This is a genomic window from Devosia sp. SL43, from assembly GCF_021729885.1.
In the GTDB taxonomy this organism is placed as follows: domain Bacteria; phylum Pseudomonadota; class Alphaproteobacteria; order Rhizobiales; family Devosiaceae; genus Devosia.
Genome location: NZ_CP063401.1, coordinates 718,695 through 731,829 on the forward strand (window position 1 = coordinate 718,695; position 13,135 = coordinate 731,829).

General features: G+C 60.6%; 24 protein-coding genes. All 24 read right to left on the reverse strand.

The genetic code is table 11. From position 1 onward, the window contains the following. Positions 1 to 3: 3 nt before the first annotated feature. The 24 genes from IM737_RS03525 to rplB all read right to left on the reverse strand — a co-directional run bounded on the left by IM737_RS03525 (position 4) and on the right by rplB (position 13,134). Positions 4 to 1,044, reverse strand: a complete 1,041-nt coding sequence (locus IM737_RS03525) for an NAD-dependent epimerase/dehydratase family protein (RefSeq protein WP_236898383.1) — start codon at positions 1,042 to 1,044, stop codon at positions 4 to 6. A gap of 85 nt (positions 1,045 to 1,129) precedes the next feature. Further along, the gene (gene rplQ / locus IM737_RS03530) at positions 1,130 to 1,555 is read right to left on the reverse strand and encodes a 50S ribosomal protein L17 (RefSeq protein ID WP_236898384.1); all 426 of its coding nucleotides are present in this window, start codon (positions 1,553 to 1,555) and stop codon (positions 1,130 to 1,132) included. A gap of 32 nt (positions 1,556 to 1,587) precedes the next feature. Next, positions 1,588 to 2,613, reverse strand: coding sequence for a DNA-directed RNA polymerase subunit alpha (locus tag IM737_RS03535; protein WP_236899851.1), 1,026 nt, complete (start codon positions 2,611 to 2,613; stop codon positions 1,588 to 1,590). Between the two features lie 101 nt (positions 2,614 to 2,714). Next, positions 2,715 to 3,107, reverse strand: coding sequence for a 30S ribosomal protein S11 (gene rpsK / locus IM737_RS03540; RefSeq protein ID WP_201653410.1), 393 nt, complete (start codon positions 3,105 to 3,107; stop codon positions 2,715 to 2,717). Positions 3,108 to 3,185: 78 nt separating this feature from the next. Further along, positions 3,186 to 3,554 (reverse strand): 30S ribosomal protein S13, encoded by a 369-nt coding sequence (gene rpsM, locus IM737_RS03545; RefSeq protein WP_236898385.1) that lies wholly within the window; start codon positions 3,552 to 3,554, stop codon positions 3,186 to 3,188. A 178-nt stretch (positions 3,555 to 3,732) separates the two neighbouring features. After that, positions 3,733 to 4,296, reverse strand: a complete 564-nt coding sequence (locus tag IM737_RS03550; RefSeq protein ID WP_236898387.1) for an adenylate kinase — start codon at positions 4,294 to 4,296, stop codon at positions 3,733 to 3,735. Beyond that, a complete protein-coding gene (secY, locus tag IM737_RS03555) occupies positions 4,293 to 5,630 on the reverse strand; it encodes a preprotein translocase subunit SecY (RefSeq protein WP_236898389.1) in 1,338 nt (445 codons plus the stop codon). Before secY ends, IM737_RS03550 begins: the two co-directional genes overlap by 4 nt. Positions 5,631 to 5,758: 128 nt before the next feature. Beyond that, positions 5,759 to 6,259 carry a 50S ribosomal protein L15 gene (rplO, locus tag IM737_RS03560; protein ID WP_236898391.1) on the reverse strand — a complete coding sequence of 167 codons (501 nt, stop codon included), beginning with the start codon at positions 6,257 to 6,259 and terminating at the stop codon, positions 5,759 to 5,761. Between the two features lie 16 nt (positions 6,260 to 6,275). Continuing rightward, entirely contained in the window at positions 6,276 to 6,464 is a 189-nt protein-coding gene (rpmD, locus tag IM737_RS03565) for a 50S ribosomal protein L30 (protein ID WP_236898393.1), read from the reverse strand. A 23-nt stretch (positions 6,465 to 6,487) separates the two neighbouring features. Continuing rightward, positions 6,488 to 7,021, reverse strand: a complete 534-nt coding sequence (rpsE, locus tag IM737_RS03570) for a 30S ribosomal protein S5 (protein WP_236898395.1) — start codon at positions 7,019 to 7,021, stop codon at positions 6,488 to 6,490. Positions 7,022 to 7,044: 23 nt separating this feature from the next. Further along, on the reverse strand, positions 7,045 to 7,407 hold the full coding sequence (gene rplR, locus IM737_RS03575) for a 50S ribosomal protein L18 (protein WP_236898397.1): 363 nt from the start codon (positions 7,405 to 7,407) through the stop codon (positions 7,045 to 7,047). Positions 7,408 to 7,419: 12 nt separating this feature from the next. Beyond that, positions 7,420 to 7,953, reverse strand: coding sequence for a 50S ribosomal protein L6 (gene rplF / locus IM737_RS03580; RefSeq protein WP_236898399.1), 534 nt, complete (start codon positions 7,951 to 7,953; stop codon positions 7,420 to 7,422). Positions 7,954 to 8,003: 50 nt separating this feature from the next. After that, on the reverse strand, positions 8,004 to 8,402 hold the full coding sequence (gene rpsH / locus IM737_RS03585) for a 30S ribosomal protein S8 (RefSeq protein ID WP_201653384.1): 399 nt from the start codon (positions 8,400 to 8,402) through the stop codon (positions 8,004 to 8,006). Between the two features lie 12 nt (positions 8,403 to 8,414). After that, positions 8,415 to 8,720 (reverse strand): 30S ribosomal protein S14, encoded by a 306-nt coding sequence (gene rpsN, locus IM737_RS03590; protein ID WP_236898401.1) that lies wholly within the window; start codon positions 8,718 to 8,720, stop codon positions 8,415 to 8,417. A 30-nt stretch (positions 8,721 to 8,750) separates the two neighbouring features. Beyond that, entirely contained in the window at positions 8,751 to 9,308 is a 558-nt protein-coding gene (rplE, locus tag IM737_RS03595) for a 50S ribosomal protein L5 (protein ID WP_236898402.1), read from the reverse strand. Further along, positions 9,301 to 9,612 carry a 50S ribosomal protein L24 gene (rplX, locus tag IM737_RS03600; protein WP_193335639.1) on the reverse strand — a complete coding sequence of 104 codons (312 nt, stop codon included), beginning with the start codon at positions 9,610 to 9,612 and terminating at the stop codon, positions 9,301 to 9,303. Before rplX ends, rplE begins: the two co-directional genes overlap by 8 nt. Then, complete coding sequence (gene rplN / locus IM737_RS03605; RefSeq protein WP_046138380.1) at positions 9,612 to 9,980, reverse strand: 50S ribosomal protein L14; 369 nt, start codon at positions 9,978 to 9,980, stop codon at positions 9,612 to 9,614. Before rplN ends, rplX begins: the two co-directional genes overlap by 1 nt. After that, positions 9,977 to 10,234, reverse strand: coding sequence for a 30S ribosomal protein S17 (rpsQ, locus tag IM737_RS03610; RefSeq protein ID WP_236898404.1), 258 nt, complete (start codon positions 10,232 to 10,234; stop codon positions 9,977 to 9,979). The genes rplN and rpsQ overlap by 4 nt, the downstream gene beginning before the upstream one ends. Before the next feature lie 12 nt (positions 10,235 to 10,246). Beyond that, entirely contained in the window at positions 10,247 to 10,441 is a 195-nt protein-coding gene (gene rpmC, locus IM737_RS03615; protein ID WP_236898406.1) for a 50S ribosomal protein L29, read from the reverse strand. A gap of 11 nt (positions 10,442 to 10,452) precedes the next feature. Next, the gene (gene rplP, locus IM737_RS03620) at positions 10,453 to 10,866 is read right to left on the reverse strand and encodes a 50S ribosomal protein L16 (protein WP_236898409.1); all 414 of its coding nucleotides are present in this window, start codon (positions 10,864 to 10,866) and stop codon (positions 10,453 to 10,455) included. Between the two features lie 15 nt (positions 10,867 to 10,881). Beyond that, positions 10,882 to 11,631 (reverse strand): 30S ribosomal protein S3, encoded by a 750-nt coding sequence (rpsC, locus tag IM737_RS03625; RefSeq protein WP_236898411.1) that lies wholly within the window; start codon positions 11,629 to 11,631, stop codon positions 10,882 to 10,884. Then, entirely contained in the window at positions 11,631 to 12,011 is a 381-nt protein-coding gene (rplV, locus tag IM737_RS03630) for a 50S ribosomal protein L22 (protein ID WP_236898413.1), read from the reverse strand. The genes rpsC and rplV overlap by 1 nt, the downstream gene beginning before the upstream one ends. A 1-nt stretch (position 12,012) precedes the next feature. Then, positions 12,013 to 12,291: a 30S ribosomal protein S19 gene (rpsS, locus tag IM737_RS03635; RefSeq protein WP_236898415.1), complete on the reverse strand. Its 279-nt coding sequence runs from the start codon at positions 12,289 to 12,291 to the stop codon at positions 12,013 to 12,015. Positions 12,292 to 12,294: 3 nt separating this feature from the next. Continuing rightward, positions 12,295 to 13,134 carry a 50S ribosomal protein L2 gene (rplB, locus tag IM737_RS03640; protein WP_236898417.1) on the reverse strand — a complete coding sequence of 280 codons (840 nt, stop codon included), beginning with the start codon at positions 13,132 to 13,134 and terminating at the stop codon, positions 12,295 to 12,297. Position 13,135 lies beyond the last annotated feature (1 nt).

Here is a 13,135-nt window from a genome sequence, read left to right on the forward strand (position 1 = left end):
ACGCTACCCCTGCTTGGGGTTAAGCAGTCCAAGCCGCACAGCGCTCTCCGCTGATGCCAAAATCGCGTCCTGGCCCGAGATAAACGGCCGCCCCAACAGCTTTTCGCCCTTGTCGCGCGAATAATGCTTCTCGTTACCGATGTCGTTGATGATCTGGCGCGTCGGGCCGCCGAAGCGGGCGAGCAGCTTGATGATCCAGTCGGGCACGATCTTCTGGGTGATCTGGCGATCGGGGTACGCCTCGGCGAGAATGCGCCCCACTTGCGGGAATGGCACATAGTCCGATGTCGCCAGATAGCGATGGCCGACGGATGCCGGCTGCTGCAGCGCCGCGACATGCATCGCCGCCACGTCCCTGACGTCGATAATCGAGAAGCCGTTGCTGGGCAAAGCCGGCATGGCGCCATCAAGCAGACCGGTGACCATGCCCAGCGAGATGCTGGCGTCATCGTCGAGCGCCGGTCCAAGAATGGCGCCGGGATGGATTGTCGTCAGATCCAGCTCTTCAGAGCGGGCATAGGCCCAGGCAGCGCGCTCGGCCTTGGTCTTGCCGATGCAATAGGCCCAGGTGAACTTCATGGCGTCGAGGTTGGTGAAGTGTTCCTCGGTATAGATGCGCTTGCCAATGGTATGGCCGTGACCATAGCCGACAGTGGCGATCGATGAGGTCATGACGATGCGCTTGACCCCGGCCAGGGTGGCGAAGCGCATCACGCGTTCCGTGCCTTCCACAGCAGGACCGATCACCTTCTGCGGGTCCTTGGGCTCCTCTGCGAGAATCTGGGCCGCCACGTGGCAGATGGCGTTGATCCGCAGCATGGCCTCCAGCCAACCGTGATCGCGCATCAAGTCGAGCTTGGCGAAGGTGAGCTTGTAGAGAATATCCTCTCCCAGCTCGGCCCTTACCGCCGCCCGCACCGCCTCGGCCTTGGCCTCGGACCGGACCGTACCGCGAACGCTGAAGCCCGCGCGCAGCAACTCGATGACGGTCCATTTGCCGACAAAGCCACTCGCACCCGTAACCAGAACCTGACCAGTTCGCATTTCAGTCCCCACGCGCCAAAACAAAAGGGCGGCCACGGAATGAACCGCAGCCGCCCTGAAATGTCTATCCGAATAGAGACCCCGCTTACGCGGCTTCGTATTCGTCCTCGTCGCGCGCCTGCACCGGGCCGCTGTCGAGGCCCTTGGCGTTGACGTCGCGATCGACGAACTCGATCACGGCCAGCGGGGCATTGTCGCCGTAGCGGAAGCCAGCCTTCATGATGCGGATATAGCCGCCCTGACGTTCCTTGTAGCGCGGGCCAAGCACGGCGAAGAGCTTCGCCACCTGACCTTCGTCACGGATCTGGGCAATCGCCTGACGACGAGCGTGCAGGTCGCCGCGCTTGCCGAGGGTGATCAGCTTCTCGACGATCGGACGCAGATCCTTCGCCTTGGGCAGGGTGGTAACGATCTGCTCGTGCTTGATCAGCGCGGCCGACATATTGGCGAACATTGCCTTGCGGTGGCTGGCAGTCCGGTTGAGTTTGCGGCCTGAATTACCGTGGCGCATGGTTGTCTCCTAAAGTGCTTGGCAGCGCGCGATCAATAATGATCTTCGTAGCGCTTGGCGAGGTCATCGATATTCTCGGGTGGCCAGTTGGCAACGTCCATTCCGAGATGAAGCCCCATCTGTGCCAGGACTTCCTTGATTTCGTTGAGCGACTTGCGGCCGAAATTCGGCGTCCGCAGCATCTCGGCTTCCGTCTTCTGGATGAGGTCGCCGATATAGACGATGTTGTCGTTCTTGAGGCAGTTGGCCGAGCGGACTGACAGTTCGAGCTCGTCGACCTTCTTGAGCAGCGCCGGGTTGAAGGCCAGTTCGGGAACCGAATCCTGGGCCTTTTCCTTGCTGGGCTCTTCGAAATTCACGAAAACCGACAGCTGATCCTGGAGGATGCGCGCGGCATAGGCCACGGCGTCTTCCGGCGAGATCGCGCCGTTGGTCTCGACCTGCAGGGTCAACTTGTCCTTGTCGAGGCTTTCGCCCGCACGGGTCGCATCGACCTTGTAGCTCACACGACGAACCGGCGAGAACAGCGAGTCGACCGGGATGAAACCGATCGGCGCGTCTTCAGGACGGTTCTTGTCGGCGGCAACGTAACCCTTGCCGGTATCGACGGTGAACTCGATGTTGATCTCGGCGCCGTCGTCGAGGTGGCAGATCACCAGCTCGGGGTTCAGCACTTCGATATCGCCGGTGACCTTGATGTCGCCGGCCGTCACGGCGCCCGGACCCTGACGGGACAGAGCAAGACGCTTCGGGCCTTCGCCACCCATCTTCAGCGCAATTTCCTTCACGTTGAGGACGAGGTCGGTAATGTCTTCCCGCACGCCCGGAAGCGACGAGAATTCATGCAGGATGCCGTCAATCTGGATTGCAGTCACTGCCGCGCCCTGGAGCGACGACAGCAGCACGCGACGCAGGGCGTTACCAAGGGTAAGCCCGTAACCGCGCTCAAGCGGCTCGGCAACTACCGAGGCCACGCGCGCGTTGTCGCTGCCCGAAACAATCTCCAGCTTGGTCGGCTTGATCAGTTCTTGCCAGTTCCTCTGGATCGTCACGGTTATGTCCTTTCAAAATCGCGGCTCCAGCCCGAGCCGCTCCGCCGCAAACGCAATAAGACTCCCGGCCCATTCAATCGGCCGGGAGACTTTCTAGTCTGTCTAAATTAGACGCGGCGCCGCTTGCGCGGGCGGCAGCCATTGTGCGGGATCGAGGTCACGTCACGGATCGAGGTCACGTTGAAACCGGCGGCCTGGAGAGCACGCAGCGCCGATTCACGACCCGAACCCGGGCCACGCACTTCGACCTCAAGGGTCTTCATGCCGTGTTCCTGAGCCTTCTTGGCAGCATCTTCAGCAGCAACCTGGGCTGCATAAGGGGTCGACTTGCGCGAGCCCTTGAAACCCATGACACCCGACGAGGACCACGAAATCGTGTTGCCCTGCATGTCGGCGATGGTGACCATGGTATTGTTGAACGAAGCATTCACGTGGGCAACGCCCGACGTGATGTTCTTGCGTTCCTTGCGCTTGACGCGCGCGACTTCAGCTTTAGCCATTGTATTCCTCTAGACGATATCAGCGCTGCCGTTAGCGAGATGCCCCAGCAGCTACATCGAAGAACCCGAGACGGGTTCTTACTTCTTCTTGCCGGCGATCGGCTTGGCCGGACCCTTGCGGGTGCGGGCATTGGTGTGGGTGCGCTGGCCACGGACCGGGAGGCCGCGACGGTGGCGCAGGCCACGGTAGTTCCCGAGATCCATGAGCCGCTTGATGTTCATCGCCACGTTGCGGCGAAGGTCACCTTCCACGACGTAGTCGCGGTCGATGGTCTCACGGATCTGGATGACTTCCGCGTCGGTCAGTTCGTTGACGCGACGATCGGCAGGAATGCCAACCTTGGTGCAGATATCCTCGGCGAACTTGTCGCCGATCCCGTGGATATACTGCAGCGCGATAACGACGCGCTTATTGGTCGGGATATTGACGCCAGCAATACGTGCCACGTCTGCTCTCCTTCAGTTGGCGCGAACCATCACGGCTGGCGCCCTTATAACAACAAGGGACCGAATTCGACCCCCAACTTCCTGAGGAACCGAATCCAGCCCAATAATCCATGAGACTGAAGCGGTTCTTTAAGGGCTCGATTCCGCGGAGTCAACCGCGAAGTCAAGCCCCCAAATTCTAGTGCGTGATCGCGGCCTTGATGGCTGCAGTCACTTGCTCGACCGGCTCCATGCCGTCGACGGTCTTCACCAGGCCACGCGCGCGGTAGTAATCCACCAGCGGTGCGGTGTCGTTCTTGTAGACATCGAGGCGCTTGCGGATCACCTCCGGATTGTCATCCGGGCGGTTGCTCTCCTTGGCGCGGTTGATGACACGCGACACAAGGACATCGGCATCGGCTGTCATCTCGATCACGGCGTCGAGTTTGATGCCCTTTTCCGCCAGCATCCCATCGAGCGCTTCGGCCTGGCCGATCGTGCGCGGGAAACCGTCAAGGATGAAACCCGGCTTGCAGTCCTCTGCGTCGAGGCGCTCCGACACGATACCGTTGACGATATCGTTGGACACCAGATCGCCGCGATCCATGACTTCCTTGGCAGCCAACCCCAGCGGCGTCCGGTTCTGGATCGCCAAGCGGAGGATGTCACCAGTCGAAAGCTGGGGGATGCCGTAGGCCTCGACCAACAGCTTGGCCTGAGTCCCCTTCCCCGCTCCCGGCGGTCCGAGCAAAATCAACCTCATCGACGCTTGCCTCCTCCAAGACGGGACTTCTTCACGAGCCCCTCGTATTGTTGCGCGATCAGGTGCGATTGTATCTGCGACACGGTGTCGAGGGTCACAGTCACCATGATCAGCAGCGAGGTGCCGCCAATGAACTGGCTGACCGCCAGCTGGTTGTGCACAATCTCGGGGATCAATGCCACCACCGTCAGGTAGAGAGCGCCGACAACCGTGATGCGCGTCAGCACGTAGTCGATGTGCTGCGCGGTGCGTTCACCCGGACGAATGCCCGGAATGAAGCCGCCGGAGCGCTTGAGATTGTCAGCGGTTTCCTGCGGATTGAACACGATCGCCGTATAGAAGAAGGCGAAGAAGATGATGAAGAACGCGAACAGCGCCAGATAGAGCGGCTGACCGCGGCCCAGCAAGGCCGTGACCGTCTGCAGCCAGACCGGCGCGTTACCCTGCGCCGCAAAGGACGCAATGGTGGCCGGCAGCAGCAGCAGCGACGAACCGAAAATCACCGGGATAACGCCGGAGGTATTCAGCTTGAGCGGCAGATGCGAGCTGTCGCCCTGGAACATCTTGTTGCCGACCTGGCGCTTCGGATATTGGATCAGCAAGCGGCGCTGAGCGCGCTCGAAGAACACGATCCCCGCAATCACCACTAGAGCAAGCACCAGCACACCGAACACGGCCAACGGCGGCAAGGCACCGGTGCGGGCCAGTTCCAGAGTCTGGACGATCGTGGTCGGCAGGTTAGCGACGATACCGGCAAAGATGATCAACGAAATGCCGTTGCCGACACCGCGCGAGGTGATCTGCTCGCCCAGCCACATCAGGAACATCGTGCCACCCACCAGGGTAATCACGGTCGAGACGCGGAAGAACCAGCCCGGATTGAGCACGACGCCCTGGCTCGCTTCCAGACCAACGGCAATGCCATAGGCCTGCACGGCGCAGAACACGACCGCCAGATAACGGGTGTACTGGTTCATCTTGCGACGGCCGGCCTCACCCTCTTTCTTGAGGGCTTCCAGGCGCGGCGATGCGGTCGCGATGACCTGAACCACGATCGAGGCGGTGATGTAGGGAATAAGGTTCAGCGCAAAGATCGCCATGCGCTCGACGGCGCCACCGGCGAACATGTTGAACATGCCGATAATGCCCTGCTGCGACTGTTCGAACGTCGCGCGGAACGCATCGGGATCGATGCCCGGAACCGGAATGAAAGTACCCAGACGATAGACAAGCAGCGCGCCCAGTGTGAACCAGATGCGCTGCTGCAGGGCTTTCGCCTTGGAAAACGTCGAGAAATTGAGATTACGTGCGAGCTGTTCGGCTGCGGACGCCATGTATCGCTCCCTATGGCTTCAAGGCCAGGTGCGCTCGGAGCGCTGGCAGCGGATGCATCCACTTGTCCCAACGCAACAAACCAAAAAAGCGCACCCGACCAATGGGCCGGGTGCGCCGTTCCCGGTGATTAACCGGCGTATGGGGTCTTCTTCCACGGCGCCTTGGCCGGGATGATATCGAGCTTGCCGCCAGCAGATTCAATAGCTGCAGTTGCACCGGCCGTTGCGTAGTTCACCTTGAAGGTGACCTTCTTGGCGGTGAAGCCAGCCGAACCGATCAGGCGGACGCCGTCCTTGACGCGACGGATGACGCGAGCGGCGATCAGCGCCTCAGCGTCGATGACACCCTTGATGTCAAGCTTGCCGGAGTCGATGTAAGCCTGGATGCGGTCGATGCGGACCTCGTTCCAGTCACCTGGATTGAGAGCATTGAAGCCGCGCTTTGGCATACGCATGTGAAGGGGCATCTGGCCGCCTTCGAAGCCGTTGATCGCCACGCCCGAGCGTGCCGTCTGGCCCTTGCCGCCGCGACCGCCGGTCTTGCCCTTGCCGGAGCCGATGCCGCGACCAACGCGGATACGGACCTTGTTGGCGCCGGGATTGTCGCGAAGTTCGTTCAAACGAGTCATTTGATCGCCTTCTCTCTTATTCGCCGACGACGCGGACGAGGTGCGGGATCTTGTTGATCATGCCGCGAACCTCGGGCGTATCAATAAGCTCGCGCTCTTTGTTCATCTTGTTGAGCCCGAGACCGATCAGGGTCGCGCGCTGCACATTGTCACGCCGGATCGGCGAACCGATCTGCTTGACGATAAGGGTCTTTTTCTCAGCCATGATTTATCTCCTGACCTGAGCTATCAGCCTTCGACCGAGGCTTCGCCGCGGCGAGCCTGCAGTTCGGAGACTTTGAGGCCGCGACGCGACGCGACCGAGCGCGGGCTGTCGACGCGCTTGAGCGCATCGAAGGTGGCCCGCACCATGTTGTATGGGTTGGCAGTGCCCTGCGACTTGGCAACGATATCGTTGATGCCTAGCGTTTCGAACACGGCGCGCATAGGACCGCCGGCAATGATGCCGGTACCGGGAACGGCTGCACGCAGGATAACCTTGCCGGCGCCATGGCGACCCTGCACGTCGTGGTGCAGCGTGCGGGCATCGCGCAGCGGCACGCGGATCATCGTGCGCTTGGCGGCTTCGGTAGCCTTGCGGATTGCTTCTGGAACTTCGCGGGCCTTGCCGTGACCAAAGCCAACGCGGCCCTTCTGGTCACCGACCACAACCAGTGCGGCGAAGCCGAAGCGACGGCCACCCTTGACGACCTTGGCCACACGGTTGATGTGGACCAGGCGATCGACGAATTCGCTGTCGCGTTCTTGAACGTCTCTGCTCATAATGTTTCTTTCCTTGTCCGTGCCTAGAACTGCAGGCCGCCCTCACGGGCAGCGTCTGCAAGGGCCTTCACACGGCCATGATAGATGTATGCGCCACGATCGAAGATCACCTCGGCGACGCCCGCCTTGGTGCCGCGCTCGGCGATCAGCTTGCCAATGACGGCAGCTGCTTCAGCCGAACCGCCATTCTTGACGGAAGCCTTGACGTCCTTGTCGAGCGTCGAAGCTGCGGCCAGCGTGCGGCCATTCGCGTCGTCGATGATCTGGGCGTAGATATTCTTGTCCGAACGGAAAACCGACAGACGCGGACGACCGAAGGCACGAGCCTTGAGCGCCTTGCGGACACGAGCCTTGCGGCGGTCCGCACCTTTTGCAGAAATTGCCATAGGTGGCGCTCCTTACTTCTTCTTGCCTTCTTTGCGGAACACTTGCTCGCCAAGGTACCGCACACCCTTGCCCTTGTAGGGCTCGGGCTTGCGCCAGGCGCGAATGTTCGCAGCGACTTGGCCAACCTGCTGCTTGTCGATACCGGTGATGACGATTTCCGTCGGTGCCGGTACGGCAAGCGTGATGCCCTGGGGGGCCTGATAGATGACTTCGTGGCTGAAACCAAGCGACAGCTTGATATCCTTGCCCTGCATGGCGGCGCGATAGCCAACGCCCTGGATCGCCAGCTTCTTTTCGAAGCCAGCCGATACACCGGTGACCATGTTCTGGATCAGTGCACGGGTGGTACCCCAGGCAGCGCGAGCCAGCTTGGTGTCGTTCGCCGGCGAGATCACGACGCCATCGGCGCCATTCTCGGCATTGACGACGTCCATGAGCTCGATGCTCAACTCGCCCTTGGGGCCCTTGGCGGTGACGGTGCGACCATTGATGGTGACTGTGACGCCGTTTACCGGTGCAACCGGTTTTTTGCCAGTACGTGACATTCTAGTTCAATCCTTGAGTAATCGTCTTACCGCGGATCCAAGGCAAAGCCTTAGAACACGCGGCAGAGTACCTCGCCACCAACGTTGGCAGCCTTGGCTTCGTGGTCGGCCATCACACCCTTGGGGGTGGAGAGGATCGAAACACCCAAGCCATTGGCAACCTGCGGAATATTCTTGACGGAGGCGTAGACGCGACGGCCAGGACGCGAAACGCGCTCGATCGTGCGGATAACGCCTTCATTGTCCGAATACTTGAGTTCAATCTCGTACTCGGAAGCACCGTTTTCGAACTTGGTCTCCGAGTAGCCGCGGATGAAACCCTCGGACTGGAGAACATCCAGCACCCGACCACGCAGGGTCGAAGCCGGAGTCGAAACGGAATTCTTGCGACGCATCTGGGCGTTGCGGATACGGGTCAGCATATCGCCGATTGGATCGGAAAAGCTCATCTTGGTTTCTCCTTACCAGCTCGACTTCACGAGACCCGGGATCTGGCCCAGGTTACCCAGCTGACGCAGAGCGATACGGCTCAGCTTCAGCTTGCGGTAGTAGCCGCGGGGACGACCCGAGACTTCGCAACGGTTACGGACGCGGACCTTGGCGGAATTGCGCGGCAGCTCGGCCAGCTTGAGCTGGGCTGCGAAGCGCTCGTCCATGGGGATCGACTGATCCTTGGTCTTTGCCTTGAGAGCGGCGCGCTTGCCAGCATACTGCTTGGCGAGCGCTGCGCGCTTGTTGTTCTTTTCGATGGAGCTGGTCTTTGCCATGTCCTGATCCTTGTTCCCTTCCCTGTCCGCTTACTGGCGGAAGGGGAAGTTGAATGCCTTGAGCAGCGCGCGCGCTTCATCATCGGTCTTGGCCGTCGTGGCGATCACGATGTCCATGCCCCAAACCTGATCGATCTGATCATAGTTGATTTCGGGGAAAATGATGTGTTCCTTGATGCCCATGGCATAGTTGCCACGGCCGTCAAAGGAGTTGGGGTTCAGCCCACGGAAGTCGCGAACGCGCGGCAGGGCGATGTTCACGAGACGATCAAGAAACTCGTACATACGAGTCTTGCGCAGCGTGACCTTCACGCCCAGCGGCATGTCTTCACGAACCTTGAAGCCGGCGATCGACTTGCGGGCGAAGGTGATCACAGGCTTCTGGCCAGCGATCTTCTCCAGCTCGGCAGCGGCCGACTTCACCTTCTTGGTGTCGTTGACGGCTTCGCCGACGCCCATGTTCAGCACGATCTTATCGAGCTTGGGCAGCTGCATGACGTTCTTGTAGCCGAACTGCTCGGTCAGAACCTTGCGGATATTCTCGTCGTACTCGGTACGAAGGCGAGGAGTGTAAGCGGTCTCAGCCATCGATCGAATCTCCGGTCGACTTGGCGACGCGAGTCTTCACGCCGTCTTTGATCTGGAAACCGACGCGGCTGGGCTTGCCATCCTTGTCGGCGATCGCGAGGTTGGACAGATGGATCGGCGCTTCCTTGGTGAAGATGCCGGCATCGGTCGACGCGGTCTGCTTGGTGTGGCGCTTGACCAGGTTGATACCCTGGACGAGAGCCTTGGTTTCGGTCGGAATGACGGACAGGACCTGGCCGGTCTTGCCCTTGTCCTTGCCGGTCAGGACGACAACCTTGTCGCCCTTCTTGATCTTGGCGGCCATTACAGCACCTCTGGAGCGAGCGAGATGATCTTCATGTGGTTCTTGGCGCGGAGTTCGCGCGGAACCGGTCCGAAGATGCGGGTGCCGATCGGCTCTTTCTGATTGTTGATCAGAACCGCGGCGTTCTTGTCGAAACGGATCACCGTGCCATCGGGGCGGCGGATGTCGAACGCGGTGCGAACCACCACGGCCTTCATGACCTGACCCTTCTTAACACGGCCACGCGGAATCGCGTCCTTGACCGAAACGACGATGATGTCGCCGACGGAAGCGTACTTCCGGTGCGAGCCGCCAAGTACCTTGATGCACATGACACGCTTCGCGCCCGAATTATCGGCCACGTCGAGATTGGACTGCATCTGGATCATGGCGTAACGCCTTCCTGCTGAGCCTTATCCGCGACAAGCGTCCAGCGCTTGTTCTTGGAAATCGGTGCGCATTCCTCGATCCACACGATCTGACCGACCTTGGCCACATTGGCCTCGTCGTGAGCGTGGTACTTCTTGGACCGGCGCACGGTCTTCTTCATCACCGGATGCGTGAAACGGCGCTCAACGCGCACCACGACCGTCTTCTCATTGGCGTCGGAGACAACCGTCCCCTGCAATACGCGCTTTGGCATGGTCGCGGCTCCTTACTTCGCTGCGTTCTTTTCGGCCAGGATCGTCTTGATCCGCGCGATATCGCGGCGGACCTTTTTGACCTGGGTCGGCTTTTCCAGCTGCTGGGTAGCGCGCTGGAAACGCAGGTTGAACTGTTCTTTCTTGAGGTCGACGAGCTGGTCTTTCAGTTCGTCTGCGGTCTTGGCCCGCACATCACTGGCTTTCATGCTCATCGTCCTTAGTCGGCAATGCGGGTAACAACCCGCGTCATGATCGGGAGCTTCATCGCGCCGAGACGCAGAGCTTCCTTGGCAACGTCCTCGGGGACGCCGTCGATCTCGAATACAATACGACCGGGCTTCACGCGGGCGGCCCAGAGTTCAACCGAACCCTTGCCCTTACCCATACGAACTTCGGTCGGCTTCTTGGTGACCGGCAGATCCGGGAAAATACGGATCCACACACGGCCCTGGCGCTTCATCTCGCGAGTGATGGCGCGGCGGGCCGCTTCGATCTGGCGAGCAGTAACGCGCTCGGGTTCGGTCGCCTTGAGGGCATACTGGCCGAAAGCCAGCTCGGTACCGCCCTTGGCAACGCCATGGATACGGCCCTTGTGGGCCTTGCGGAACTTGGTCTTCTTAGGTTGCAGCATAATGAACTAACCTTCTTATGCGCGTTCGCGGTCACGGTCGCCGCGCTCACGGCGCGGTTCGCGATCGCTGCGTTCTTGACGCTGGCCACCCATGTCGGCGCCTTCAGTGGCGCGACGTTCATGAGCAGTGGGATCATGCTCGAGAACTTCGCCCTTGAAGATCCAGACCTTGATACCGATGATGCCGTACGTGGTCTCGGCCTCGGCAGTGCCGTAGTCGATGTCAGCACGCAGCGTGTGCAGCGGAACGCGACCTTCGCGGTACCATTCGGTACGAGCGATGTCGGCACCACCCAGACGACCACCAACGTTCACGCGGATGCCGCCGGCGCCCATACGGATCGCGGTCTGCACAGCGCGCTTCATGGCGCGACGGAAGGCAACGCGGCGTTCCAGCTGCTGGGCAATGCCCTGGGCAACGAGGGTCGCGTCGGTTTCCGGCTTGCGCACTTCAACGATGTTGATGTGCACTTCGCTGTCGGTGAACTTCTTCACCTTGGCGCGGATCTTGTCGATGTCAGCGCCCTTCTTGCCGATCACGATGCCCGGACGGGCAGTGTGGATCGACACGCGGCACTTGCGGTGCGGGCGCTCGATGACGATCTTGGACACTGCGGCGGCCTTGAGGTCCTCCAGCAGCATCGTGCGGATCTTCAGGTCTTCCTGAAGCAGCGTGCCGTACTCGCCCTTGTTGGCGAACCAGCGGCTGTCCCACGTGCGGTTGATACCGAGGCGGAAGCCGATTGGATTGATCTTCTGACCCATTATGCGGCCTCCTCAACTTGCCGGACGACGATCGTGAGATGCGCGAACGGCTTCTGGATCTGCGACGAGCGACCACGACCGCGGGCCGTGAAACGCTTCATGACCAGCGAATTGCCAACGAAAGCTTCGGCAACGACGAGGGCGTCGGTATCGAGACCATGGTTGTTCTCGGCATTGGCGATGGCGCTCTCGAGCACCTTCCGCACCTGGCCGGAGATGCGCTTGTGGCTGAATTCGAGTTCGGCCAGAGCCTTCTCGACCTTCTTGCCACGGATCAACTGCGCGACGAGGTTCAGCTTCTGAGGGCTGATGCGCAGCATGCGCAGAACAGCCTTAGCCTCGTTGTCCTTGAGAGCGCGCTCAGTTTTTGGCTTGCCCATCTTACTTCCTCTTGGCCTTCTTGTCGGCCGCATGACCGTAATAGGTACGGGTCGGTGCGAATTCGCCGAACTTGTGGCCGATCATGTCTTCAGTGACGGAGACCGGGATGTGCTTGTGGCCGTTGTGGACACCAAAGGTGACACCCACAAACTGCGGCAGCACGGTCGAACGGCGGCTCCAGATCTTGACCACATCGTTGCGGCCAGACGCGAGGGCCTTCTCGGCCTTCTTGAGCATGTAGCCGTCGACGAACGGCCCCTTCCAGATTGAACGGGTCATGGCTTACCTGCCCTTCTTCACGTGACGCGAGCGAACGATGAACTTGTCCGTCGCCTTGTTGCTGCGGGTCTTCTTGCCCTTGGTCGGCTTACCCCATGGAGTAACCGGATGACGGCCACCAGAGGTACGGCCTTCACCACCACCATGCGGGTGGTCGATCGGGTTCATGGTCACGCCGCGGTTAACGGGCTTGCGACCCAGCCAACGGCTACGACCGGCCTTGCCGAGCGAGGTGTTGGAGTGATCCTGGTTCGACACGGCACCAACGGTGGCAAGGCACGAGCCATGCACGCGGCGCTGTTCGCCCGAGTTCAGGCGAAGGATCGCCCAACCCTGGTCACGACCGACATACTGGGCATAAGCACCAGCCGAACGGGCAACCTGGCCACCCTTGCGGGGCTTCAGCTCGATATTGTGCACGATCGTACCGACCGGCATGCGCTCGAGCGGCATGGCGTTGCCCGGCTTCACGTCGACAGTGTTCATCGACGAGATGACCTTGTCGCCAGCCGACAGGCGCTGCGGTGCCACGATATAGGCGAGCTCGCCGTCTTCGTACTTCACCAGAGCGATCCAGGCGGTACGGTTCGGATCATACTCGAGACGTTCGATCGTCCCGACCTGGTCGAACTTGACGCGCTTGAAGTCGATCATGCGGTAGGTGCGCTTGTGACCGCCACCGCGATGGAACGAGGTGATGCGACCGCGATTGTTGCGACCACCGGACTTGGACAGACCTTCGGTCAGAGTCTTGACCGGCTTGCCCTTCCACAGTTCCGAACGATCGGTCGTAATAAGGGTACGACGGCCTTCGGAGGTGGGGTTGTAAGTTTTTAGAGCCATT

Coding starts and splice junctions, on each gene's coding strand:
- IM737_RS03525 (WP_236898383.1), bottom strand. CDS start 1,044: ATGCGAACTGGTCAGGTTCTGGTTACGGGTGCGAGTGGCTTTGTCGGC.
- rplQ (WP_236898384.1), bottom strand. CDS start 1,555: ATGCGCCACGGTAATTCAGGCCGCAAACTCAACCGGACTGCCAGCCAC.
- rpsK (WP_201653410.1), bottom strand. CDS start 3,107: ATGGCTAAAGCTGAAGTCGCGCGCGTCAAGCGCAAGGAACGCAAGAAC.
- IM737_RS03550 (WP_236898387.1), bottom strand. CDS start 4,296: ATGAGGTTGATTTTGCTCGGACCGCCGGGAGCGGGGAAGGGGACTCAG.
- secY (WP_236898389.1), bottom strand. CDS start 5,630: ATGGCGTCCGCAGCCGAACAGCTCGCACGTAATCTCAATTTCTCGACG.
- rplO (WP_236898391.1), bottom strand. CDS start 6,259: ATGACTCGTTTGAACGAACTTCGCGACAATCCCGGCGCCAACAAGGTC.
- rpmD (WP_236898393.1), bottom strand. CDS start 6,464: ATGGCTGAGAAAAAGACCCTTATCGTCAAGCAGATCGGTTCGCCGATC.
- rpsE (WP_236898395.1), bottom strand. CDS start 7,021: ATGAGCAGAGACGTTCAAGAACGCGACAGCGAATTCGTCGATCGCCTG.
- rplR (WP_236898397.1), bottom strand. CDS start 7,407: ATGGCAATTTCTGCAAAAGGTGCGGACCGCCGCAAGGCTCGTGTCCGC.
- rplF (WP_236898399.1), bottom strand. CDS start 7,953: ATGTCACGTACTGGCAAAAAACCGGTTGCACCGGTAAACGGCGTCACA.
- rpsH (WP_201653384.1), bottom strand. CDS start 8,402: ATGAGCTTTTCCGATCCAATCGGCGATATGCTGACCCGTATCCGCAAC.
- rpsN (WP_236898401.1), bottom strand. CDS start 8,720: ATGGCAAAGACCAGCTCCATCGAAAAGAACAACAAGCGCGCAGCGCTC.
- rplE (WP_236898402.1), bottom strand. CDS start 9,308: ATGGCTGAGACCGCTTACACTCCTCGCCTTCGTACCGAGTACGACGAG.
- rplX (WP_193335639.1), bottom strand. CDS start 9,612: ATGGCCGCCAAGATCAAGAAGGGCGACAAGGTTGTCGTCCTGACCGGC.
- rplN (WP_046138380.1), bottom strand. CDS start 9,980: ATGATCCAGATGCAGTCCAATCTCGACGTGGCCGATAATTCGGGCGCG.
- rpsQ (WP_236898404.1), bottom strand. CDS start 10,234: ATGCCAAAGCGCGTATTGCAGGGGACGGTTGTCTCCGACGCCAATGAG.
- rpmC (WP_236898406.1), bottom strand. CDS start 10,441: ATGAAAGCCAGTGATGTGCGGGCCAAGACCGCAGACGAACTGAAAGAC.
- rplP (WP_236898409.1), bottom strand. CDS start 10,866: ATGCTGCAACCTAAGAAGACCAAGTTCCGCAAGGCCCACAAGGGCCGT.
- rpsC (WP_236898411.1), bottom strand. CDS start 11,631: ATGGGTCAGAAGATCAATCCAATCGGCTTCCGCCTCGGTATCAACCGC.
- rplV (WP_236898413.1), bottom strand. CDS start 12,011: ATGGGCAAGCCAAAAACTGAGCGCGCTCTCAAGGACAACGAGGCTAAG.
- rpsS (WP_236898415.1), bottom strand. CDS start 12,291: ATGACCCGTTCAATCTGGAAGGGGCCGTTCGTCGACGGCTACATGCTC.
- rplB (WP_236898417.1), bottom strand. CDS start 13,134: ATGGCTCTAAAAACTTACAACCCCACCTCCGAAGGCCGTCGTACCCTT.